The organism is Microbacterium sp. NPDC019599 (assembly GCF_040632175.1).
Taxonomy (GTDB): Bacteria; Actinomycetota; Actinomycetes; order Actinomycetales; family Microbacteriaceae; genus Microbacterium.
Window position 1 is genome coordinate 349,440 of sequence record NZ_JBEYBL010000004.1, and the last position, 22,462, is coordinate 371,901.

At 69.9% G+C, this 22,462-nt stretch carries 20 protein-coding genes; 7 read left to right on the forward strand and 13 right to left on the reverse strand.

What is annotated here, in order from left to right:
- Positions 1 to 2: 2 nt before the first annotated feature.
- From ABZ477_RS10340 to ABZ477_RS10355, 4 genes are all read right to left on the reverse strand, one after another.
- The gene (locus ABZ477_RS10340; protein ID WP_360131912.1) at positions 3 to 1,871 is read right to left on the reverse strand and encodes a hypothetical protein; all 1,869 of its coding nucleotides are present in this window, start codon (positions 1,869 to 1,871) and stop codon (positions 3 to 5) included.
- On the reverse strand, positions 1,868 to 4,897 hold the full coding sequence (locus ABZ477_RS10345) for a glycoside hydrolase family 38 C-terminal domain-containing protein (RefSeq protein WP_360131991.1): 3,030 nt from the start codon (positions 4,895 to 4,897) through the stop codon (positions 1,868 to 1,870). Before ABZ477_RS10345 ends, ABZ477_RS10340 begins: the two co-directional genes overlap by 4 nt.
- Before the next feature lie 222 nt (positions 4,898 to 5,119).
- Positions 5,120 to 6,250: a peptidoglycan-binding protein gene (locus tag ABZ477_RS10350; RefSeq protein WP_360131915.1), complete on the reverse strand. Its 1,131-nt coding sequence runs from the start codon at positions 6,248 to 6,250 to the stop codon at positions 5,120 to 5,122.
- Positions 6,251 to 6,330: 80 nt separating this feature from the next.
- The gene (locus tag ABZ477_RS10355) at positions 6,331 to 6,681 is read right to left on the reverse strand and encodes an ATP-dependent DNA ligase (protein ID WP_360131918.1); all 351 of its coding nucleotides are present in this window, start codon (positions 6,679 to 6,681) and stop codon (positions 6,331 to 6,333) included.
- Positions 6,682 to 6,859: 178 nt separating this feature from the next.
- On the opposite strand from ABZ477_RS10355, the gene ABZ477_RS10360 reads away from it, so the two are divergent.
- A complete protein-coding gene (locus ABZ477_RS10360; RefSeq protein WP_360131921.1) occupies positions 6,860 to 7,327 on the forward strand; it encodes a MarR family winged helix-turn-helix transcriptional regulator in 468 nt (155 codons plus the stop codon).
- Here the strand turns inward: ABZ477_RS10360 and ABZ477_RS10365 are convergent.
- Positions 7,318 to 7,662, reverse strand: coding sequence for a hypothetical protein (locus ABZ477_RS10365; protein WP_360131924.1), 345 nt, complete (start codon positions 7,660 to 7,662; stop codon positions 7,318 to 7,320). The two genes, ABZ477_RS10360 and ABZ477_RS10365, sit on opposite strands and share 10 nt — an antisense overlap.
- A 97-nt stretch (positions 7,663 to 7,759) precedes the next feature.
- On the opposite strand from ABZ477_RS10365, the gene ABZ477_RS10370 reads away from it, so the two are divergent.
- On the forward strand, positions 7,760 to 8,170 hold the full coding sequence (locus tag ABZ477_RS10370; RefSeq protein ID WP_360131927.1) for a VOC family protein: 411 nt from the start codon (positions 7,760 to 7,762) through the stop codon (positions 8,168 to 8,170).
- A 21-nt stretch (positions 8,171 to 8,191) separates the two neighbouring features.
- On the opposite strand, the gene ABZ477_RS10375 is transcribed toward ABZ477_RS10370, so the two are convergent.
- The 8 genes from ABZ477_RS10375 to ABZ477_RS10410 form a co-directional block, all read right to left on the reverse strand.
- Complete coding sequence (locus ABZ477_RS10375) at positions 8,192 to 8,437, reverse strand: hypothetical protein (RefSeq protein ID WP_360131930.1); 246 nt, start codon at positions 8,435 to 8,437, stop codon at positions 8,192 to 8,194.
- Positions 8,438 to 8,657: 220 nt separating this feature from the next.
- A complete protein-coding gene (ppsA, locus tag ABZ477_RS10380; RefSeq protein WP_360131933.1) occupies positions 8,658 to 11,063 on the reverse strand; it encodes a phosphoenolpyruvate synthase in 2,406 nt (801 codons plus the stop codon).
- An 86-nt stretch (positions 11,064 to 11,149) separates the two neighbouring features.
- Positions 11,150 to 11,992: a pyruvate, phosphate dikinase/phosphoenolpyruvate synthase regulator gene (ppsR, locus tag ABZ477_RS10385; protein ID WP_360131936.1), complete on the reverse strand. Its 843-nt coding sequence runs from the start codon at positions 11,990 to 11,992 to the stop codon at positions 11,150 to 11,152.
- Positions 11,993 to 12,095: 103 nt separating this feature from the next.
- Positions 12,096 to 13,202 (reverse strand): epoxide hydrolase family protein, encoded by a 1,107-nt coding sequence (locus ABZ477_RS10390; RefSeq protein WP_360131939.1) that lies wholly within the window; start codon positions 13,200 to 13,202, stop codon positions 12,096 to 12,098.
- A 93-nt stretch (positions 13,203 to 13,295) separates the two neighbouring features.
- Positions 13,296 to 13,424: a hypothetical protein gene (locus tag ABZ477_RS10395; protein ID WP_360131942.1), complete on the reverse strand. Its 129-nt coding sequence runs from the start codon at positions 13,422 to 13,424 to the stop codon at positions 13,296 to 13,298.
- A 127-nt stretch (positions 13,425 to 13,551) separates the two neighbouring features.
- On the reverse strand, positions 13,552 to 16,482 hold the full coding sequence (locus ABZ477_RS10400) for an AAA family ATPase (protein ID WP_360131945.1): 2,931 nt from the start codon (positions 16,480 to 16,482) through the stop codon (positions 13,552 to 13,554).
- Positions 16,483 to 16,568: 86 nt separating this feature from the next.
- Complete coding sequence (locus ABZ477_RS10405; protein ID WP_360131948.1) at positions 16,569 to 16,766, reverse strand: hypothetical protein; 198 nt, start codon at positions 16,764 to 16,766, stop codon at positions 16,569 to 16,571.
- 134 nt (positions 16,767 to 16,900) lie between these two features.
- Positions 16,901 to 17,581 (reverse strand): cation transporter, encoded by a 681-nt coding sequence (locus tag ABZ477_RS10410; RefSeq protein WP_360131951.1) that lies wholly within the window; start codon positions 17,579 to 17,581, stop codon positions 16,901 to 16,903.
- A gap of 168 nt (positions 17,582 to 17,749) precedes the next feature.
- Between ABZ477_RS10410 and ABZ477_RS10415 the strand changes: the two genes are divergently transcribed.
- The 5 genes from ABZ477_RS10415 (at position 17,750) to ABZ477_RS10435 (ending at position 22,064) form a co-directional block, all read left to right on the forward strand.
- On the forward strand, positions 17,750 to 18,346 hold the full coding sequence (locus ABZ477_RS10415) for a dihydrofolate reductase family protein (RefSeq protein ID WP_360131954.1): 597 nt from the start codon (positions 17,750 to 17,752) through the stop codon (positions 18,344 to 18,346).
- A 135-nt stretch (positions 18,347 to 18,481) separates the two neighbouring features.
- A complete protein-coding gene (locus tag ABZ477_RS10420) occupies positions 18,482 to 19,453 on the forward strand; it encodes an ABC transporter ATP-binding protein (RefSeq protein WP_360131957.1) in 972 nt (323 codons plus the stop codon).
- Positions 19,450 to 20,238, forward strand: a complete 789-nt coding sequence (locus ABZ477_RS10425) for an ABC transporter permease (RefSeq protein ID WP_360131960.1) — start codon at positions 19,450 to 19,452, stop codon at positions 20,236 to 20,238. Before ABZ477_RS10420 ends, ABZ477_RS10425 begins: the two co-directional genes overlap by 4 nt.
- A 15-nt stretch (positions 20,239 to 20,253) precedes the next feature.
- Positions 20,254 to 21,450, forward strand: coding sequence for a sensor histidine kinase (locus ABZ477_RS10430; RefSeq protein ID WP_360131963.1), 1,197 nt, complete (start codon positions 20,254 to 20,256; stop codon positions 21,448 to 21,450).
- Positions 21,447 to 22,064, forward strand: coding sequence for a response regulator transcription factor (locus tag ABZ477_RS10435; protein ID WP_360131967.1), 618 nt, complete (start codon positions 21,447 to 21,449; stop codon positions 22,062 to 22,064). The genes ABZ477_RS10430 and ABZ477_RS10435 overlap by 4 nt, the downstream gene beginning before the upstream one ends.
- The last annotated feature ends 398 nt before the right edge of the window (positions 22,065 to 22,462 follow it).

The window sequence follows — 22,462 nt, forward strand, 5'->3', positions numbered from 1 at the left end:
GGTCAGTCTCCCAGCGCCGGCACGAGTGTTACGGACGCCCCCGGCGCGAGCGACAGCGGGCCTCCGTCGTACGTCCCACCGCCGGGCAGGGCCAGGGCGGCGAAGAGCGCGCTCGCGTCGACGCGGAAGGTCCGCTCGACGTCGGCGAGGTTCTCGATCGTGAGCCCATCCGCCGCGAAGCGATAGCGGACGCGATACGCAGCCTGCTCGAGAGCGACCTCGCCGTGCTCCGCGAGGCAGGGTGCGATCAGGAGGTCGGCGTCGAGCGCGGGCCGCACGCCGAGGTACTCCTGGAACAGCACCCACGAGAACACGCAGGGGTACTCGTAGTAGTGCTCGGCGCCGTGCCACGTCTTGTCGTCGACGTAGTACACGTGGTTCATGTCGTAGCGCTCGCCCATGATCCAGGCATCCCGAGCGCCCTCGCGCGCGACGCGCTCCAGCTGCTCGCGCAGCATCCCGCCGTCTCCGCGCGACTGCCAGAAGGCGGCATCCCAGCACCAGTACCGCCCTGCGGCGCACAGGTCGTACGGACCTCCGTCGCCGATCTCGGCATCCGTGTAGTCCGCGATGCGCGCCGACAGGAACGTCGGGAACCGCTGGAACTCGGGCAGCTCGCGCTGCACGAGGTCGAGCACCGCGGCCTCCTGGGCAGGGGAGGCGGCGCAGACGAGGACGGGAAGGATGTTGGCGAGCAGGTGGATGTGGTCGTGCGCGCGACCGGACCGGTCGACCCAGTCAACGAAGCGGGACGCGTCAGGGTCCCACCAGCCGCCAGGGAGCGGCTGGGTGAGGGATGCCGCGAGCCCGTCGCGGACACCTCGATACCGTGCAGCAGCCTCCGTGCGGCCGAGAACCTCCTCGAGCTGCGCGAGCAGGTCGAACGAGCGCACCGCGAGGGCTTGCGCCATCGTCTCGCGGCCGTCCTTGATGACCTGGTCCTCGTAGTAGACGTCGCCCCACAGGCGGCCGAAGGCATCGATGTGCTGCTCGATGCCGTACGCCGCGCCCTCGATGTCGGCGATGTGCCGCTCGAGCCACGCGACGTCCTTGGTGCGGCCGATGTAGAGCCAGATCGACTCGAGCACCTCGACGTTGCCCGTCACGAGGAACATGACGGCGTTCTCCGTCCGGTCCATGCTGTTGCGCCGCACGTGGTACTCGCGGTCGCCGTTCGGCTGCACGGCGCAGGGGTCGCGCCAGAGTCCCGTCGGGTCCTCGCGCATGAGCCGCAGCTGCAGCTCGATCATGCGGCGCACGACGTCGAGGTCGAGCGGGCTGCCCCACGCGATCCGGCCCTTGATCTGGAACTCGTGGTCGACGTCGGGGTACGTGCCGGCGTACATGCCCTTCATCGTGCTGCGGACGTAACCGATCGCGTCGGGGTAGTCGGCGCCCGTCGTCCGCTCGATGATCGAGGGCAGCATCGTCCCCCAGTAGAACCCGGCGGCGGCGTCGGCGAGCAGCTCCCCGCCGGGAAGATCGAGAGTTAACCGGCCGCCTGTGACGTCGGCGTGCGGGCGTGCGCGGTGCCGAGTGAGCCGAGCGGATGCTGCTCCCGCCGTGACGCGCCAGCCCGAGTCGTCCGGCTCGGCGGTGAGAGGACCGTCGGCCTCGATGAGCCAGGCAGGCTCGTCGCCGAGCGCATCCACAGGCAGCACCCAGGCCACGCGCGAGCCCGACAGCGTGCGTCCCGACGCGTCGCTCGGCAGGACGAAGAGCTCGTCCGCGCCGTCGAGCACGAAGGCCGGTCCTTCCGGGAGCCGGAGCTCGATCGTCGAGCCGCCGTCGGCCGCCGTCACGCCCCACACCCCGTCGCCGATCGACGTAAGGGTGCCGGTCGTGACGGGGAGCGCGTCGAGAGCCGTCATGCGTGGGCCCGCCGGACGCGGAGCGTGACGAGCTGGAAGGGGCGCAGGGCCAGGCGGACCGCGTTGCCGTCCACCTCGAGGCCCGCGGGAGCGTCCACTTCGCGCTCGAGGAGGTCTGTCGCGATGATCCCGGCTGTCTCGAAGTCGAACGTCACCGTCGTCGCGGCGCGGCCGCCCTCCGACTCGTAGAGGCGCACGATGACGTCGCCGGTGCGGTCCTCCGCGAGCTTGAGCGACTCGACGAGCACTGCCGGGTGGTCGACGCGCACGAGCGGGTCGATGGGACCGGGGGCCGTGCGCTCGGCGAGGTTGCGCCGGTAGCCGTCGCGGATCGCCGCGCGCACGTCGGCGCCCACGCGGATCGCGAGCCCGATCGAATGGCGCCCCTGGTCGGCGACGGGGTCCGGGAACGTCGGGCCGCGCAGCAGCGAGATGCGGGCGGTCGTGGTGGTGCCGCCGTCGGCCCGCGTGGTGCGCTGCGCGTCGTAGCCGTAGCTCGACTCGTTCGCGATCGCGACGCCGAAGCCCGGCTCGGCGACGTGCACCCACCGGTGGGCGCACAGCTCGAAGCGGGCGGCATCCCACGACGTGTTGCTGTGGGTCGGGCGCTGCACGTGCCCGAACTGGGTCTCGGCCGCGACGCGGTCGGCGTGCACGTCGAGCGGGAACGCGAGCTTGAGCATCTTGCGCTTCTCGTGCCAGTCGATGTCGTTGTCGATCCACAGGGTCGCGTCGCCCGCCGCGAGCGTCAGGACCTGCGTGACGTGCGATGCGCCGAACGAGCGCTCGATCGTGAGGGTGACAGCATCCGTCCCCTCCGTCGCCGTGATGGCGTCGACGCCGGTCTCGTCGGTGAGGACGCGGAAGTAGTGGTCGTCGACGTCCCACGCGTCCCACTGGTTGGGCAGGTCGCGGTGCAGCTGCAGCAGGTTGCCCGCCGAGCCCGGGGCGATCGCGTCGCGACCCGTCGCGAGGTCGACGAGCGAGGCGATGAGGCCGCGCCCGTCGACGACGACCCGGACGAGGCCGTTGTCGAGCACGTGGCCCTCGACGGTGTTCTCGATCGTCGGCGCGCCGTCGCGAGGTGCACGACGCCCGGCGGACAGCGCGGGCACGCCGTCGCGCGCGAACGGCGCGGCGTTCGCGACGTATTCGGCGCCGTCGCCCGCGTCGAAGTGGGCCAGCGCGTCGCCGATCAGCTGTTCGAGTTCGGCCGCGAGCTCGCGGTTGTTCTGCTCGACCTCGCGGTGCACCCACGCGATCGACGTGCCGGGCAGGATGTCGTGGAACTGCTGCAGCAGCACGAGCTGCCACATGCGCTCGAGGGCGTCGTACGGGTACTCGGCACCCGTGCGCACGGCGGCGGTCGCACCCCACAGCTCCGCCTCGCGGAGCCAGTGCTCGTTGCGGCGGTTGCCCTGCTTGGTGAGGTGCTGCGTCGTGTAGCTCGCTCGGTGCAGCTCGAGATAGAGCTCGCCGCTCCACACGGGGGGCTCCGTCATCTCGGCGTAGGCGCGCTCGAAGAAGCGCTCCGGTGTGTCGATCTCGACCGTCGGCGAGCCCTCGAGCGAGCGCGTGCGCCGGACGGCGGCCATCATCTCGCGCGTCGGGCCGCCGCCGCCGTCGCCGAAGCCGAAGGGCAGCAGCGAGATCGAGCCGTCGCGGTGGTCGTGGAACGTCCGCTCCGCGCGCGCGAGGTCGGCGCCGGAGACCTCGCCGACGTAGGTGTCCGCCGGCGGGAAGTGCGTCAGCACGCGCGTGCCGTCGATGCCCTCCCACAGGAACGTGTGGTGCGGGAAGGTGTTCGTCTGGTTCCACGAGATCTTCTGCGTGAGGAACCACTCCGTGCCCGACGCCTTGATGATCTGCGGGGTCGCGCCGGAGTAGCCGAACGTGTCGGGGATCCACGCCTCGCGGGTGTCGACGCCGAACTCCTCGAGGAAGAAGCGCTTGCCCGCGACGAACTGGCGGGCCATCGCCTCGGCGCCGGGGAGGTTCATGTCGGGCTCGACCCACATGCCGCCGACGGGGACGAACTGGCCGTTCGCGACCTTCTCCTTGATGCGCTCGAAGATCCCGGGGTAGCCGTCCTTCATCCACTTGAGCTGCTGCGCCGACGAGCATGCGAAGCGGAACTCCGGGTCGGCGTCCATGAGCGCGATCACGCTGGAGAAGGTGCGCGCGCACTTGCGGATCGTCTCGCGGATGGGCCACAGCCATGCGGAGTCGATGTGCGCGTGGCCGATCGCGACGACGCTGTGGCTGCTCGCCGAGGCGGGCGACGCGAGCGTCGGGGCGAGCACGTCGCGGCCGTCCTGCGCGCTGCCCGACACGTCGGCCGGGTCGACGACGTCGACGAGGCGCTCGAGCGCGCCGAGGATGCGGTGGCGGCGGGGCGACTCGACGGGGAGCTCCTTCATGAGGCCCTGAAGGGTCCACACATCCTGGATGAGCTCCCACACCGTCACGTCCATGAGCGCGATGTCGCACTGCTGGAAGACGTAGAGGAGCTCGTCGCCCGCCGTGTGCTTCTCGCCGAGCGGTGTCGCCTTCCACGTCCAGTCGCCCGCGATGTTGGGGTTGGCCGCGCCCTCGACGTAGAGGTCGATGACGCCGTCGCCGTCCTGAGGCACGGGGACGTACGCGCTGCGCGGGTTGATCGACTTGATCGTCGTGCCGTCCGGGCGCCACGCGAGGCCCTCGACCTGGAAGCCCGGCCGGTCGTGCGTGAAGCCGAGATCGATCACGAGCTCGACGCGCGTCTTGGCGTCGCCGCCGCGCAGCCACTCCTGCGGCACCTGGCCGGTCACGTGGAACCACGACGTCGACCACGCCTTGCCCCATGTGAGCGGGAGCGTGACAGGCGCGTACGTCTGGCCGACGGCATCGGCGAAGGGGAGCGGCTCGTCGAGGTCGTCCCACACCCCGATCGCGACGGGCGCCGTCTGGATGTACAGCGCTGGAAGAAGGATGTCGCGGACGAATCGCTCGATTCGCCCCTCCGTGATCTGACGGTTGTCGTGCATCATTGCTCCGAGTTAAAACGAGGGTCGAAGAAAAGTATGCAGGCAAGCTCTGCGAATCCCTAGCGGCGGGGGATGAGTGCCTTCGAAGAGCGTGCACAGCGTCGCCGATCGGGCCACTTGGGGCGGGATCCAGGGCCGTTCGGCCGTTCGGCGGGGCGGACTAGCGACGTTGTGCACACGCGCCGAGCCGCGACGCCGCGCGGCCGTTCGGCCCCTGGAGCGTCACTGCGTCGCGGACGGCGTGGGCGTGGGGGTGGGGGATGCCGCGGCCTCGAGCTCCGCGAGCGCCTGCTCGAACGCAGCGATGGTGACAGCATCCACCGCTCCCGTCGGCTCGACTCCGAGCTCGGTCTGGAAGGCCATGACGGCCTCGGTGAGCTCGGGCGTCCACACCCCGTCGACCGGTCCGTCCCAGAAGCCGACGAGCTTGAGGGTCTGCTGGACGGCGGCCGTCGAGGCCACCGACTCCTGCGCCGCGGCGCCGCCCACCGCGACCAGCTCCGCCTGGAGCGCCTCGGCCGTCGCCTTGTCGACCGTGCCCGTGACAGGGAGGTCGTTCGCGGTCTGCAGATCTTCGACGGCCTGCACGGTCATCGGGCCGTAGATGCCGTCGATCGCGCCGGTGTAGTGGCCGGTCGTCGTGAGGTCCTGCTGGAGAGCGCTCGTGTACGCGCTCACGGCGGCTTCGGCCTGAGCCTTCTGCTCGTCGGTGATGCAGCCGGCATCGACGAACAGGCGCAGCCACGCGAGCTCGAGCGCGACGGCCGCGCTGTTGAAGAGCTCGGATGCCTCGCGCAGGGGCGTGTCGTCCGTCACGGCGGCTTCGGCGGAGGCGAACTCCGACTCGGCCCGCTTGACGCGCTCGACGGATGCAGTGGGCGCGAGGGGAGTGCTCGCCGGCGGCGGGGTAGCCTCCTCCGGCTCAGCGGTCGAGCCGGCCTGGGCCGCGGCGAGGGCCGCCTGAGCGTCCGCGAGCTCCTGCTGTGCGACGGCGAGGTCCTCCTGTGCCTCCACCGCGGCCTGCGCACCCTCGACAGCGCCTTCGCGAGGCTCGGCCAGGTCGGACCCGGCGTCGCGCACGTCGCCCACCGTCGGCGCGGTGTCGTTCAGGATGTCGGCGTAGCGATCGAGGGCGGTGATGTAGTCCTTGCTCGCACCGCAGAACTCCCCCGATGCGGCGGCCAGTGCCGTCTCGGCGGCGGTGACCGCCTTCTCCTTCGCCGAGACCCTTGCGCTCGCGCGGTCGACGGCGCTGACCTCGCCGGAGCATCCGGCGAGTCCGATGGCCGCGACGGTGAGCACCGCCAGGGTGGTCGCCAGTCGCCAGGTGGAGCCACGTCGATCCGACTTCATGCGCGCCTCCATGGAGAGTCGATCCTCGGCTCATCATGGCACCGCGCAGCACTCCGGCGCCTCAGCGCCGCGGTCCGCGCTCACCCGAGAACGGCGGCCGCGTCCTCTCCCATGTGGGCCGGCGCACCGGTCGGCTCTGCAGGCTCGGGGACGATCCGCAGGCCGCTGGGGGAGTTCGCGGTGAAGGCGAGCGCCTCGAGCCATTGACGGTTCAAGGCCGGGGGACGGCTCCCGTAGTACTTGAAGGTGATGCCCGCACCGGAGTGCAGCCACACGGTCGTCCGGCCGTTGCCGACACTGGGATCGTCCCGCCAGCTGAAGAAGAACGCCTCGCTGCGGCGCAGCTTGTTGCCGATGACGGTCTGGAGGTGCAGGAGCAATCGATCCTCGAAGTCGATCCTGATCGTGTTCTCGTACGTGAACTTGCCCATGAGGGGCTCCTTCGGCACTCCCGCCAAGTGAGTGGGGTGGCTGCGGTGTGGAGGCGGGGGCTCGGCCCGAACCGCTGGTGCCCACGATACCAGATATCTAGAAAACTTAGATAAGTTTTCTAAAAGTCAGATTTCCGAGGTAAGCTGGTACGGTTGAGACGTTCCAGAGGGGTTGAGCATGAGTACCGCCGGTCTCCGACACCCGTCGCTCCATGAGGCGATGCTGCGCTACGTCGACGCCCGCACGGCATCGATCGTGGAGGCCCGGCGCGAGCTTCGCATCAACGAGCTCGACGCCCGCGCAGTGCTCTTCATCGGCGCGCACCCGGGGACGCGCCCCGGCACCCTCTCGGCCTTCCTCGGCGTCACGTCCGCCGGCGTCACGACCCTCATCGACCGCCTGGTCGATCGGCGAGTCGTCCGCCGCGACGTGGACCCGAACGACCGGCGGGTGAACCGCATCACCGTGACCGTCGACCTCGGCGAGGCGCCGTGGTCGGCGCTCACCCGCTTCGACGACGCGTTCAGCCGCGCTGCGGGGGCGGGCGACCCGGACTCCACGCTCCGGCTCGCGCACGCGCTCGTGGCGTACACGGATGCCGCCACAGCCGCCACCGCGTTACCTCGCCCGCGGAGTCAGGGCTGATCGATGCCCACGAAGGCGATCGACTTCGCCTGGAGGAAGGCGCACAGCGCCGAGATCACCGACAGCTCGGCGGCGAGGTTCAGCAGCTCCGGCGCGTCGAGCGTCACGGGTGACTCACGCGATTCCATCGTGATCGCCCAGCGGACAGCATCCTGTGTCTCCGGCTGGATCGTGATGACCGTCGCGGCATCCGCGAGCTGCACGTAGACGAGACCCGTGTTGGCGCCGCCGGCGCCGTCCTGCTCGATCACCCTGATCTCGCCCCCGAAGCCGTAGCCGAGGCTCGCGAACTCCTCGAGCCACGCTCGGATCGTGTCGAGACTGCGGAACGGCATAGGAGACCCCCTTCGGATAGTGCGATTATGCGCTCTGGGGCCCGCTCACCGCGAGCGGGGGCGATCGAGTGTCTCCGGCATCCGGAAGACTGGCGAGATGGCTGTCTTCGATCACCTCGGCATCACCGTCGACGACCTCGCGCGCGGGATCGCGCAGTTCGGCCCCGTGCTCGACGCGCTCGGCTTCGCGCGGGAGGATGAGGACGACTCCAGCTCGTGGTGGCGCGAGGGTGAAACCCAGCTGATCCTCTACCGCGCACGCGAGGCGGGCACAGGCCCGCACCGCCATGGCCGGGTCGGCTGGCAGCACCTCGCCTTCGCGGTCGACTCGCGCGCCGAGGTCGACCGCCTGCACGATGTGGCGATCGCGGCCGGCTGGTCGCCGGTGCGCGAGCCGAAGCTCTACCCGCGGTTCAACGAGCGGTACTACGCGTCGTTCGTCGAGGATGACAACGGCATCCGCATCGAGTTCATGCACAACCCGCCTCGCACGGACGCCGACGGCTGAGGCGGCCGCGGCGGCGAGACGTCAGTCGTCGTCGCCGAACCGGTTGGCCTTGCGACGCTCGAGGCGCCAGTGGATCTGGTGCGTCTCGGGGTTGCGCCACTCGTGCATCCGGTACTCGAATCCCGGCAGCAGGACGATCGGGATCGGATCCGGCGATGCCGGGGCTACCGCCCCCACCACGATCCTCGCGTCCGTGGGGATGAACGGTGACTGCGCGGGAACCGGCCCCGTGATGATCTCGACAGGGTCTCCGTAGGGGCGTGCCATACCCGCAAACTAACACGCGACCGGGCGATGCAGGCACCTTTGCAACGGATTCGCAACCCGTTAGAGCCGGATCAAATCGGCCTGAGCTACACAAATCGCGTGGAATAGCGATCGCTGAGACGCTGATTAGCGCGGCTGGTTGATTCCTCGCTCAGAGCCGACAGCCAGCAGCCCGCCCCGTGTCCAGGTCGGGACGGACTGCTGCCCTCATGCGGGGCGGTCAGACGACCCGACCGTCGGCCGGCACCTCGGCCGGGGCGCTGCCGGCGAGCCGGAGCCACGTGTCGACGACTGTGTCGGGGTTGAGTGAGACCGACTCGATGCCCTGGTCGACGAGCCACTCGGCGAGGTCGGGGTGGTCGCTGGGACCCTGGCCGCAGATGCCGATGTACTTGCCCTGGCGGCGGCAGGCCTCGATCGCCATCGACAGGAGTTTGAGGACGGCGGGGTCCCGCTCGTCGAAGGTGCTCGCGACGAGGGCGCTGTCGCGGTCGAGGCCGAGCGTGAGCTGCGTCATGTCGTTGGAGCCGATCGAGAAGCCGTCGAAGAACTCGAGGTAGTCGTCGGCGAGGAGGGCGTTGGTGGGAAGCTCGCACATCATGACGACCTTGAGGTCGTTCTCGCCGCGGCGCAGCCCGTTCTGGGCGAGGAGCTCGACGACGGAGTGGCCCTCGGCGACGGTGCGCACGAACGGGACCATGATCTGGACGTTGGTGAGCCCCATCTCGTCGCGGACGAACTTCAGCGCCTCGCACTCCATGTCGAAGCACTCGCGGAAGTCCGGCGAGATGTACCGCGACGCGCCGCGGTAGCCGAGCATGGGGTTCTCCTCGTGCGGCTCGTACAGCTCGCCGCCGATGAGGTTGGCGTACTCGTTCGACTTGAAGTCGCTCATCCGCACGATGACGGGCTCGGGGTGGAACGCCGCCGCGATCGTCGACACGCCCTCGACGACGCGCTGCACGAAGTAGTCGCGCGGCGACGGGTAGGCGGCGATGCGCTCGTCGATCTCCTCGCGCAGCCCCGCCGGGAGGCTGTCGTGCCTCAGGAGGGCGCGGGGGTGGATGCCGATCTGCCGGTTGATGATGAACTCCAGCCGCGCCAGCCCGACGCCCCGGTGCGGGAGCCGGGCGAACGAGAAGGCCTGGTCGGGAGTGCCGACGTTCATCATGATCTTGACCGGTGCCTCCGGCATCCGATCCAGGTGCGTCTCCTCCTCGGCGAAGTCGAGCAGCCCGTCATAGACGAAGCCCGTGTCGCCCTCGGCGCACGAGACGGTGACCTCCTGGCCGTCGCGGAGCGTGCGGGTCGCGTCGCCCGCGCCGACGACGGCGGGGATGCCGAGCTCGCGCGCGATGATCGCCGCGTGACACGTGCGGCCGCCCCGGTTGGTGACGATCGCCGCGGCGCGCTTCATGATCGGCTCCCAGTCCGGGTCGGTCATGTCGGCCACGAGCACGTCGCCGGCCTGGAACTCGGCCATCTGCGCGATGTCGGTCAGCACCCGCACGGGGCCCGCGCCGATGCGCTGGCCGATCGCGCGCCCGGCTGTGACGACGGTGCCGCGCTCGTGCAGCCGGAACCGGCGGATCACGTTCGCGGAGGTGCGGGAGACGACCGTCTCGGGGCGGGCCTGCAGGATGTACAGGTGGCCGTCGACGCCGTCCTTGCCCCACTCGATGTCCATCGGTCGGCCGTAATGCTCCTCGATCACCAGCGCGTGGCGGGCGAGCTCCTCGAGCTCGGCATCCGTGATCGAGAACTGGATGCGGTCTGCGTGCGGGACGTCGACGAAGGCCGTGCTCGACCCGGCCTCGCGGCTGTCGGTGTACCGCATCGCGATGGCCTTCTCACCGACCGAGCGCTTGAGGACCGCGGGGCGGCCGGCGCGCAACGCGGGCTTGGAGACGTAGAACTCGTCCGGGTTGACCGCTCCCTGCACGACCGCCTCGCCCAGCCCGTACGAGCTGGTCACGAAGACGGCGCCGTCGAACCCGGACTCGGTGTCGACGGTGAACATGACGCCCGAGGCGCCGACGTCCGAACGCACCATGCGCTGCACCCCGGCCGAGAGCGCGACCTCGTCGTGGTCGAATCCGTGGTGCGCCCGGTACGCGATCGCGCGGTCGTTGTACAGCGAGGCGTACACCTGGCGGATCGCGGCGAGCACGTTGTCGATGCCGCCCACGTTGAGGAACGTCTCCTGCTGGCCCGCGAACGAGGCGTCCGGCAGGTCCTCGGCCGTCGCCGAGGAGCGCACCGCCCACGTCACCGTCTCGGGCTCGGCATCCGCCTGCACCAGCCGCTCGAACGCGGAACGGATGTCGCGCTCCAGCGCCGCGGGAAGCGGATGCTCCTCGATCCACGAGCGGATCTCGGTGCCCACATGCGTGAGCTGCGTCACATCGTCGACGTCGAGCTCGGCGATCGCGTCGCGGATCCGCCCGCGCAGGTCCTCATGCGCGAGGAAGTCGCGATACGCGTCGGCGGTCGTCGCGAACCCGCCCGGCACGCGCACGCCCAGATGCGAGAGATTCGAGACCATCTCGCCCAGTGATGCGTTCTTACCGCCCACCTGGGGCAGATCGGCCATGCCGAGCTCGTCGAACCAGAGGATGCTGCTCATGGGTGCTCTCCTTCGTGAGGGGGTCGTGCGGGCTTCGTGAGGGGTCGGTGCAGGACTTCGTGAGGGGTCGGTGCGGGGTGATGGGGTCAGGTCCGCAGCCGGAGCGTCTGCAGGATCACGGCCGACATCTCCTCGACGCTCTTGGTCGAGGAGTTGAGGAACGGCACGCGGTTGCGGCGGTAGAGGTCCTCCGCGCGGCGCAGCTCGAGGGTGCACTGCGCGAGGCTCGCGTACCGCGAGTCGGGCCGGCGCTCGTGCCGCACCTGGCTCAGTCGCAGCGGCGTCGTCGTGATGCCGAAGCAGCGCGCCGCGTAAGGCGCGACGAGGCGCGGCAGGCCGTCGGTCGGGAAGTCCTCGTCGGTCAGCGGATAGTTCGCCACGAGCAGTCCGTACTGCAGCGCGAGGTACATCGTGGTCGGCGTCTTGCCGCAGCGGCTCGGCGCGACGATGATGACGTCCGCGATGTCGAGCGCCCGCGAGCTCTGGCCGTCGTCGTGCTCGATCGCGTACTCGACGGCGCGCATGCGGGCGAAGTACTGCGTCGTGTCGCCGAGCGTGTGGAACTGACCGAGCTGCTCGGATGCTGTCGTCCCGAGCGCGCCCTCCAGCTCCGTCAGGTGCCCGCCGAGCAGATCGATGATGGTCGCGGGCGCGGCGGCGAGCACGCTGCTGACCGCGGCATCCTTCGTCGTCGTGAAGACGATCGGCGCGAGACCGGCGCCGGCGTCACGCGCGATGTCGCGTACGACGTTCGCAGCGCCGTCCGGTGTGTCGACGAAGGGGACGGTGTGCCGGACGAAGGCGAAGCCCGGGAAGTTCGCCAGCAGAGCGTTGCCCAGCGTCTCTGCCGTGATGCCCGTGCTGTCTGAGACGAAGTAGGCGGAGCGCCTCGAGGACACGGCTCGTCCATCGGTCGTCAGCGCCTGCATGCATTGACGGTACCGAGCGAATCAAGGGAACCTACGCCGAATTCGAGGCGAAAGAATGCCGCTTCTTGTCACTCCGATATGCCGACACCCTGCGGCGACCGCGTCAGGCGAAGTGGGCGCGGATGTCGCGCGCGAGCGCGTCGGGCTCCTCGATCGCGGCGAAGTGCCCGCCGCGAGGCGAGACCGTCCACTGCCGGATGTCGTACAGGCGCTCGTACCACTCGCGCGGCGGCTCGCCCTCGGGGATGAATTCGTTCGCGAACACGGAGATCGCCGTCGGCACGGACACGCGGTCCGCGCCGGTCAGGTGAGTGCCGTGCCACCGGGCGTCGAAGTAGTCGCGCATCGAGGAGGTGATGGAGTTGGTGCACCAGTAGATCGTCAGCAGAGTCAGGAGGAACTCTGTGCCGATGCGGCTGTCCACGTCGCCGCCGCTGTCGCTCCAGGCTCGCCATTTCTCGATCAGCCAGGCCGCGAGGCCCGCCGGAGAGTCCGACAGACCGTAGCCGAGCGTCTGGGGGCGGGTGGACTGGATGCTGCTGTATCCGCGCTCCGTGGCATCCCACTGTGCGAGGTGATCGACGTAGGCTCGCTCGCGATCTGTCAGAGGTGCGGCATCCGGACCGAGAACCGGGCTCATCTCGGACGTCGTGAGCAGGATCCCGGTGAGTCGCTCGGGTGCCCGAAGCGCGAGGTGCGTCGTGACGGCGGCGCCGAAGTCTCCGCCGATCGCACCGAATCGCTTGTAGCCGAGAAGGTCCATGAGGTCGAGCCACAGTCCTGCGGTGTACGCGGCGTCGATCCCGACCTCGGGCGGTCGCGCGGAGAAGCCGTAGCCGGGCATCGAGGGGACGACGAGGTCGTAGTCCGCCGAAAGCCGGTCGACGAGCGGCAGCAGCTCGGTGAAGCAGCTCGGCCAGCCGTGCGTGAGCATGAGTGCCGGCCTCCCGCTGCGCTCATGGATGAAGTGCACGCGGGTACCGGAGATCTCGGCCGTGAAGTGGGAGTAGCGGTTGAGGAGGGCTTCGTGTGCACGCCAGTCGTAGCGCTCGGCCCATTCCTCGACGAGGCCCTTCAGGTATGCCAGGTCGGTGCCCTGGCTCCACGGCTCCCCGGGCGCGTTCTCCGGCCAACGCGTGTTGCGGAGGCGGGCTCGCAGATCGCCGAGTACGTCGTCGGGGACCGAGATCGTGAAGGGTTCGGGACCCATGGCGGAATCATCCCATCGGCTCGTGCGCTCCGTCAGCACGAGGCGGCGGGCGGCTGTGAGTGGTGCCGGCCCGCCGCCTCGGTGGATGACGGCCTACGGGTGCCGCGGGGCGTCGGGCCGGGTCGGCACCTGGCGGTAGCCGTCGCGCGCAACCTGGACCAGCGTGGAGATGCCGGCGACGAGGACGACGATGCCGATGGCGATGAGCAGGATGGTAGCCATGAGGGGCCTCCGATGTGGTTTCTGACGACCACGACGCTCCTCTCTGAGGTGGTCGCCGCGCATGAGGCATCCGCCCTATCTTTCAGCGGGTGCCCCGGGCGCAGCTAAGAAGCGTGGTCGGGGGCGCTCAGCGAGCAGAGTTCGTCGACAGGTATGCGGCCTCCGTGCGGGTCGTCGCGCCCGTCTTGCGGAGGATGTTCGACACGTGCACGCTCGCGGTCTTGGTGCTGATGAAGAGCTGCTCGGCGATCTGGCCGTTGCTCATCCCGCGTGCGACGAGATCCAGCACCTGCCGCTCGCGCTCGGTGAGAAGGGCGTCGAGGGATGCGGCATCCCCTGCCGTATCGCGGTGGTCGCCGCCGATCGCACCCACGCGGCGCTCGAGTTCGGTCACGCTGTCGACGATGAGCCCCATGCCGATCGCCTCGGCCGACGTGCGTGCCGTCTGCGCCGCGGACCGTGCACCGGCACGGTCACCGGCGTTCGCGAGCGCCTCCGCGAGCCGGAATGCGGCATACGGCGCGAGCTGGGCGGGGGCGACGTCGTCGCGGGTCGCCTCCAGCGCGCCCTGCCACAGCGCAGGATCGGTCCCCGTGCCGCGCGGACCGCCCAGCTCGGCATCGACTATGGCCGAGTATGCGGATGCTGTCGGCCACACGGTCGCGTCGGCGAGCGCGGAACGTACGTCGCGTTCGAGTTCGTCGGCCGAGCGAGGCTCTCCGTCCGCGCCGGACAGCGTCATGCCGGTGACCCGCGCGGCGCCGAGCACGCGCGCCGCGAACGCGATGAGCGGCAGGTCGTAGGCGGGGAACGACCGGTGGTCGGGGTCGATCAGCACGCTGACCTGCTGCCAGGCCTCCCGCGTCTCGCCGCGGGCGAGCGCGAGCTCGCCGCTGATCAGGGCGAGACCGAGCGCGGCCTGCACATCGGACCTGCCCTGCTGCCGCAGTGAGCCGTACCAGCCGCGGAGCAGTCGCTCGGCGAGCGGGCGATCGCCGGACCACAGCGCGGCCTGCACCTTGAGGCGCCGCAAGGGCGCGCTGAAACCGATGGGCGCGTCGAGCTCGAGGGCGCGATCGAGCATCTCGTTCGCGCGTTGGGTCTCGCCGAGCGCGTAGAGCGGGCTGATCACGTTCGACAGCAGCATCGCCCCCGATGTGCGCTCGACGCCTCGCTGCCGCGCCCGCTCGGCGCCTTCCTCGGCGGTGCGCACGGCCTCGTCGTAGCGGCCGAGGAGATTCAGAGCATCCGACTGGTTGACCCAGTACCGCAGGCGCGCGGAATCGTTGCCGACGGCGTACTCCCGGGCCAGTGCGAGGTCGGTGAGCCCCGCGTCGATGTCACCGGCGGCGAGCCGCGAGAAGCCCCGGATGTTGGATGCCACGGACATCCGCGGCCGGTTGTCGACCGCGGTGGCTTCGGCGAAGGCGCCGTCCGCCATCTCGATCGCCTCCGCGAACCGTGCGTCGAGCATGAGGCGGGCGGCCAGCTCGCCGAGCACGTTGGCGCGCAGCACGCTGGGTGGCTGACCTTCGAGCACCGAGAGCGCTTCGCGCAGCAGCTCGGTCGATCCGGTGAGGCCGATGTTGGCCAGATACGACGCCTTGTTGCGCAGCAGGAGCGCGTACGTCGCCGCGTCGGCCCGGTCGCACAGCGCGATCGCGACGTCGATCAGGGCGATCGCACGCTCGCTCTCGCCGGCGTTGCGCAGCACATAAGACGTGTCGTGGAGCAGCTGCACTTTCGTGCGGTCGGCGAGGTCGTCCGCGTCGGGCACCTGGTCCCACAGCTCGATCGCCCGCTCGCCCATGGATGCGGCGGTGGCGAACGCGAACGAGGACCTCGACTGCTGGAAGGCGGCGATCGACGCGATGAAGGCCTGGCGCGTGTTGTGCGCCGCCATCCAGTGGTACGAGATCGCCGTCGCGTCTGCGCCGTCCGCTCCGGACTGACTCGTCAGCGCCTCGGCGTAGCGGGTGTGGAAGCGCACCCGCTCGCCGGGGAGCAGCTCGTCGTGGATCGCCTCGCGCACCAGCGCGTGCCGGAACGCGTAGGCGGTGCCGTCGACGACGAGCACGCTCGCGGCGATGGCCTCGCTGGCCGCGAGATCGATGCCTTCGGGGGATTCGTCGCACACGGCGACGAGCAGTTCGTGCTCGACACGCACACCGCCTGCGGCGATGAGTCGCAGCATCCGTTGGGACGACTCAGTGAGCTGGTCGTAGCGAGCGAGCAGGATATCGCGGAGCGTGTCGGGGAACGCGTCCATGCTGCGGACCCCGCTGCAGCACACGAGCTCCTCGACGAAGAAGGGCACGCCCTCGGTCCGCACGTACACCTGCGCGAGCTCGTCCTCGTCGGGCGGGTGGTCGAGGATCGCTGTCGCCATCTCGCGCACCTGGCGTCGGTCGAGGCGCGCGAGCTCGACGCGGACGACGCGACGGTTGCGGTCGAGCTCGGGCAGCAGGGCGCGCAGGGGGCTGCCCCGCCTCAGCTCGTCGCTGCGGAAGGTCAGGACGATGAGCAGCCGTGCATCCTCGATGACGCGGATCAGGAAGCGCAGCAGCCCCAGGCTCTGCGGATCGACCCAGTGCAGATCTTCGATCACGAGCACGACGGGACGCACTGCCGCGACATTCTCGAGCACCTCGGCGACGGCGTCGTAGAGCCGATCGGCGCCGCCGCGGACGGGCGCCTCGATGCTTGTCGCACCGGCGCTCAGCTCGGGCAGCAGCAATGCGAGCGCGTCGCGTGCGGGACCCGAGGCGTCGAAGAGCGCGGCCTCGCCCACCTCCTGTGCAAGGGATCGGAGGGCGGAGAGGATCGGGGCGTAGGGAGGCGCGTCGCGATCGAAGTCGACCGACTGCCCCCGCAGGACGATCGTGTCGGCGGGAAGCGAGCGCAGGAACTCGCCGACGAGCCGGGTCTTGCCGATGCCCGCCTCGCCGCCGACGAGCACGGCACGGCTCGAACCCGCGATGCTGTCGGCATGCGCGTCTTGGAGTGCCTCGAGGTCAGCCTCGCGGCCGACGAGCGAGGGACTGACCGTTGCTCGCATGTACACATCGTCCCACCGCCCCCCGACATCGGGCCCGCTCGACCGCCGTTCGATGACGGAGGCGAGCGGGCCCGTGGACGGGGTGATCACGTGTGCGAGATCGCCCGGGGTGCCAGGTGCACCAGCCGGCGGAGCGTGCGGGCGCGCAGTCGCAGGCCGCGCTCGCGGGGCGGCGTCGTGTCGGCGACGCGCTCCTTGGTGACCCGGCGGTACTCGAGCTCGCGGAGCAGTCGCTCTTCGGCGGCCTGGCGAAGGTGGGGGAAGGTGTCCTCGCTGACGTACATGGCGTCTCCTCAGGGTGGTTTGTCCTGAGTGACTTTCGTCGCTAAGGCACCGGGCCTCCATCGGGAGGATGCCTTATTTCCTGAGGCGGGTCGTCCGGGAGTCTGAGGAGACGCGCGTCGGAGTCTGAGGCGGCTCAGTCCTGGTCGTGGTCGCCGTGGTGGTCGTGGTCGTCGATCTCGCCGGTGAGCACGCCGACCGGGGTCGTGCACGCATCGCCGCGCCATGCCTCGATGCCCTCCTTCACGGCGAATCCGGCGATCACGAGCGCCGCGATCGAATCCGCCCACGCCCATCCGAGGAGCGCGTTGGCGACGAGCCCGACAAGCAGCGCTGCCGAAAGGTAGGCGCAGATCAGGGTCTGCTTCGAATCGGCGACAGCGGACGCGGAGCCGAGCTCGCGGCCCGCACGCCGCTCGAACCAGCTCAGGAACGGCATCACCGTGAGGCTCAGCGCCGCCAGCACGATCCCGACCGCGCTCTGCTCGGGCTCCCGCAGACCGGCGAGGGACAGCACGGCATCCACCGTCACGTACGCCGCCAGCGCGAAGAACGCGATCGAGATCACGCGGAGCGCGGTCTTCTCCCGCGTCTCCGGATCCCGTGCCGAGAACTGCCACGCCACCGCGGCGGCGGAGAGCACCTCGACGAAGGAGTCCAGCCCGAAGGCGATCAGCGCGGCCGACGAGGCCACCCCGCCGGCGATGAGCGCGACGATCCCCTCGAGGATGTTCCACGTGATCGTCACCGCGACGACGAGGCGGATCCGGCGGCGCAGCACCGCGATCCGCTGCGGATCGGTCGCGACGGCGCTCATGACTCACCTCCAGGTCGGGGTCAGCACACGCCGACTATACGTCGGGCGTCGGAGCTGAGCGCGGGTTGGCCGGCACCGCGAACTCGCCGATCCGATCCGCCGACCCCGGTGATCGGAACTCGATCTCGGCATACGGTCGAAGCAGACCGGATGACAGGAGGAGCAGCGATGAACCCCGCGACCACACACCGTGGACAGCTCATGGTCGACTTCATCACCTCACTGGACGGGTACGCCTCGGCGGAGGGCTGGCCCGGCTGGTGGGGTCTGCAGGGGCCGGAATACCTCGCCTGGCTCGACGAGCAGCCCGAGCGGCATCACACGCTCCTGATGGGTGCGACGACCTACACGCTCATGTCGGGGTTCGCCGTGCAGGGTGCCGAGGGTGAAACGCTGGATGAGCTGGCCCGCACGCCCAAAGTCGTCTTCTCCTCGACGCTCGAAGAGCCGCTCACGTGGCCGAACACCCGCCTGGTGGCGACGGATGCTGTCGAATCCGTCCGTGCCATGAAGTCCGAGGGGAAGTCCCTGCGGACGATCGGAAGCCTCGCGCTGTGCCGATCGCTGCTGAAGGCGGGCCTGGTCGACAGGTTCCGCGTCGTCGTCTTCCCCGTCATCACGGGAAAGACGGGACGCGAGCGGATCTACGACGGCTACCCCGACGTCGCTCTCGAACTCATCGAGAGCCGCACGTTCGACGGCCGCATCCAGCTGCTGGACTACATCCCGTCGCTCCTCGACGGCCCGCCGTCGTCGGGCGGCTGATCCGCCGAGCGCCGTCCGCCGTCCGCCGTCCGGCGGAACGGCCGCGGACGCGAGGCCTGAGCAGTGACAGAAGTCACGGTGAGGTCGTGACGTGCGGCCGAGGCATCGGGATGCGGCCGGCGCGAGAGTGGGGACATGCACGAAATGTCACCCACCCGACTGGCCCATGCCGCCCGCGCGACATCGGGCCCCGGCGACCGCATCGCTGCGGTCCAGGTCACGAAGCTGTCCAAGTCCTACGGTGCGGTACGGGCGGTCGACGACCTCACCATGCGTATCGAGCCCGGTGAGATCGTGGCCGTCCTCGGCCCGAACGGCGCCGGCAAGTCGACCATCAACGAGGTGATCCTCGGCCTGACGAAGCCGGACGCCGGCGCCGTCGCGGTGTTCGGCCTCGACCCGCTCGCTGCCGTCCGCTCTGGGCGGGTCGGGGCGATGCTCCAAGTCGGGGCTCTGCTGGCCGACGCCCGAGTCATCGATGTCCTCGGACTGATGTCCGGGCTGCACGCCCACCCGCTCGCGGTCGATGAGGTCATCGACCGAGCCGACCTGGGGGCGTTCCTCAAGACGAGGACCGACCGGCTGTCCGGCGGTCAGGCCCAGCGGCTGCGGTATGCCCTGGCGCTGCTGCCCGACCCCGACCTGCTCATCCTCGACGAGCCCACTGTGGGCATGGACGTCGAGACGCGCCGGCGCTTCTGGCGCTCGATGCGCGACTTCGCCGACGCCGGGCGCACGGTGCTGTTCGCGACCCACTACCTCGAAGAGGCCGACGACGTCGCCCAGAGGATCGTCGTGCTCGACGCGGGACGGGTCGTGGCCCAGGGAACCGGTGACGAGATCCGCTCGCGCGTCGCCGGGCGGACGATCACACTCACCGCCATCGACCTCGACTCGGCCGGACTGGGCGGCCTGCCCGGAGTCGTCGCGGTCGAGAAGGCGGGTCCGCGCTGGCGGCTGCACAGCACCGATTCCGACAGCACGCTTCGCGCACTGTTACGCGACGACCGTGTCCAAGACGTCGAGGTCGCCGCAGCCAACCTGGAGGACGCGTTCATCGCCCTCACCACTCACCTCGACAGCACACTGAAAGGAGCGACGCGATGACCACCCTGCTCGATCAACGGCCGACGATCCGAGGAGCCGGAGGCATGCCGGCACTCCACTACGCGCTGCACAGCGCGAAGCTCACCGCTAGGAACGTCAGCTTCGTCCTCTTCACCGTCATCATGCCCGTGACCCTCTATCTCGTCTTCAACGCCATCTACGGTGGTGCGGGCGACACCGGGGCGGCCTCCGCGATGATCATGGTCTCGATGGCCGCGTACGGAAGCCTCGGCGCGGCCATGAGCGGGGGCGCGCAGCTCGCGCTCGAGCGTCGGTCGGGCTGGTTCCGTCAGCTGATGATCACGTCGGTCTCGCCGCGGGTCTTCCTCTGGGCGCGGGCGGCCGTGACCATGCTCCTGGTCCTGCCGGCGCTGCTCCTCGTCTTCGTCGCAGGGGCCCTGCTCGGCGGGGTCACTGCCACCGTCGGCCAGTGGGCCGCCTCGCTGGGACTGCTCTGGCTCGGCCTTCTGCCGATGACCGTGCTCGGCATGGTGGTCGGCGTCTGGATCAAAGCAGAGGCGGTGCAGGCCGTCACCACCATGCTGCTCCTTGCCCTCTCGCTGCTCGGCGGCCTGTGGTTCCCGGTCGACGCGATGCCGCCGGCGATGCAGGCGGTGGCGCCGATCTTCCCCACCTACTGGTTGGGCGAGCTCGGCCGCTTCCCGTTCCTTCCCGAGGCGAGCTTCCCCTGGGGCGGCATCTGGGCGCTGCTGGCATGGTCGGCGGTCCTGACAGTGCTCGGTGCGCTCGGCTATCGTCGAGCCGCGGCAACCAGCAAACGCTGAGCGCGAGGAGGCGCCATGGCTCGGTCCGTCTTCGGCGGCCTGCTGCGGCCCGCGGCGTTCGGGTCGGGAGACGACCCGGACGCCGCGCCGTGGGCGCTCGGCCCCTCGACCGACCTGCCATTCCGATGGCATCGGGCCCGGACGAATCTGCTCTGGACCTACCTCGGCGGCATCGTCTTCCTCGTCTTCGCGATTCCCACGATCGCAGAGGGAGTGGATGCTGTGGGCCTCGGCCTGCGAATCGGCTTCCTCGTCGTCCTCGCCGCAGCCTACGTCGGCGCGGCCTGGACCGCCGACTCGCCGCTCTTGGTCCGCTGGTGCTACGTCGCCGGATTCACCGGCTTCGTCGTACTCGGCGGAGCGCTGCTGTGGGGGTGTGAGTTCGCCCTCTTCGGCATCTACCCCGCTGCGTTGACCGCGACCCTCATCCCGTGGCGGCACGCCCGCTTCGCCCTGGTCGTCTGGGCGCTCGCGCTCAGCCTGGCAGGCGTCCTCGGCGGTTCATGGATGCCGGTGCTCTTCGCGGCGCTCTCGCTCGGCATCGGACTCGGCATGGCCGGGGTGATGGAGAGCATCCGGATCAGGCGCATGCTCGAGCGCAGCCAGACCAGGATCGAGACGCTCACGGTGGCGGCCGAACGGGAGCGGATCAGCCGCGACCTGCACGACATCCTCGGCCACTCGCTGACCGCCATCACGATCAAGTCCTCTCTGGCGGCTCGCCTCGCCGACACGAAGCCGGCTGCCGCAAAGGAGCAGATGGTCGCCGTCGAGGCGATCGCCCGCCAGGCGCTGGCCGACGTCCGTGCCACGGTGTCGGGACTGACCGAGATCCGGCTCGCCACCGAGATCGCGAGCGCACGATCGGTGCTGCTCGCGGCAGGCGTCGAGGCCCGCACGCCCGTCGCGCTGCCCACACTCCCGGACGGCATCAGCGAGCTGTTCGGATATGTGGTCCGTGAGTCTGTGACCAACGTCGTGCGCCACGCCCAGGCGACGTCGTGCGCGATCGAGGTCGACGAGCACTCCGTCGAGGTCCGCGACGACGGCGTCGGAGTCCGTGCAGACCGGTCGGGCCACGGGCTGAGCGGGCTCGGGGAACGCGTCACCGCGGCGGGCGGCATCCTCGAGGTCGCTGCTGTCCCCGGCGGCGGCACGTCGGTGCGCGCGAGCCTCGCATCGTCGCCAGAGCCGGTCCGGAGCGAGAGATGATCCGGGTGCTCGTCGCCGATGACCAGACGATCATCGCAGAGGCGCTGGGGGCGCTGCTTCGCACAGAGCCCGACCTCGAGGTCGTCGGACTCGCCACGAGCGCGCCGGAGTCGGTGCGCCAGGCCGCCGAGGCCGCTCCGGACGTTGTTCTGATGGACGTGCAGATGCCGGGTGCGCCCGACTGCAGGGACGGTTTCGAAGCCACAGCCGCGATCGTGGCCACCCGACCGCAGACCAAGGTCATCGTCCTCACCACATTCGGCCGCCCCGGGTATTTGCGGCGTGCCATGGAGGCGGGAGCCGTCGGCTTCATGGTGAAGGACGCCTCGGCCGACCGATTGGTGGATGCCGTCAGGCGGGCTTACGCAGGGTTCCGAGTAGTCGACCCGGACCTGGCTGCGGCGAGCCTGAGCATCGGACCGTCCCCACTGACCAGGCGAGAGACGGAGGTTCTGGCGGCGGCCGCCGGCGGCGGGTCGACAGCCGCGGTCGCTGCGGCGACCTTCCTCAGCGAGGGGACGGTGCGCAATCACCTGTCGACTGCCATCGGCAAGCTCGGCGCCGGCTCCAGAGCTGAAGCCGTGCGGATCGCGACGGACAACGGCTGGCTCTGAGAGGCTCAAGGCTCCCGACCGCTGACGGCGAGGACCGGGCGACCGCCACCGGAAGGGCGGGATGTCTGGAATTCGAGACGTCACAGCGTGGATGCTCACACAGAGGTGGGCAACTCGTGGGCGTGGGCCGGAGGCGGCAACGCAGAAGCCCCGCGATCCCAGTGTTTTCAAGGGATCGCGGGGCTTCGACGATGGCGGTGACGGTGGTGTGTGGTCTCAGGACATCGTGAACGGGTGTCTCGGGACATGGTGAACGGTTTCCTGGTGGGACCTGGGATGTCTCGAGACATCGTGAACGGGCCTGGAGCTTGGCCCGGTTTCCCGGACACCTGAGATGAGGCGATGATCGTCTCGGAAGGAGTCTGTGAGATGCCCGCACCACATTCACCGGAGTTCCG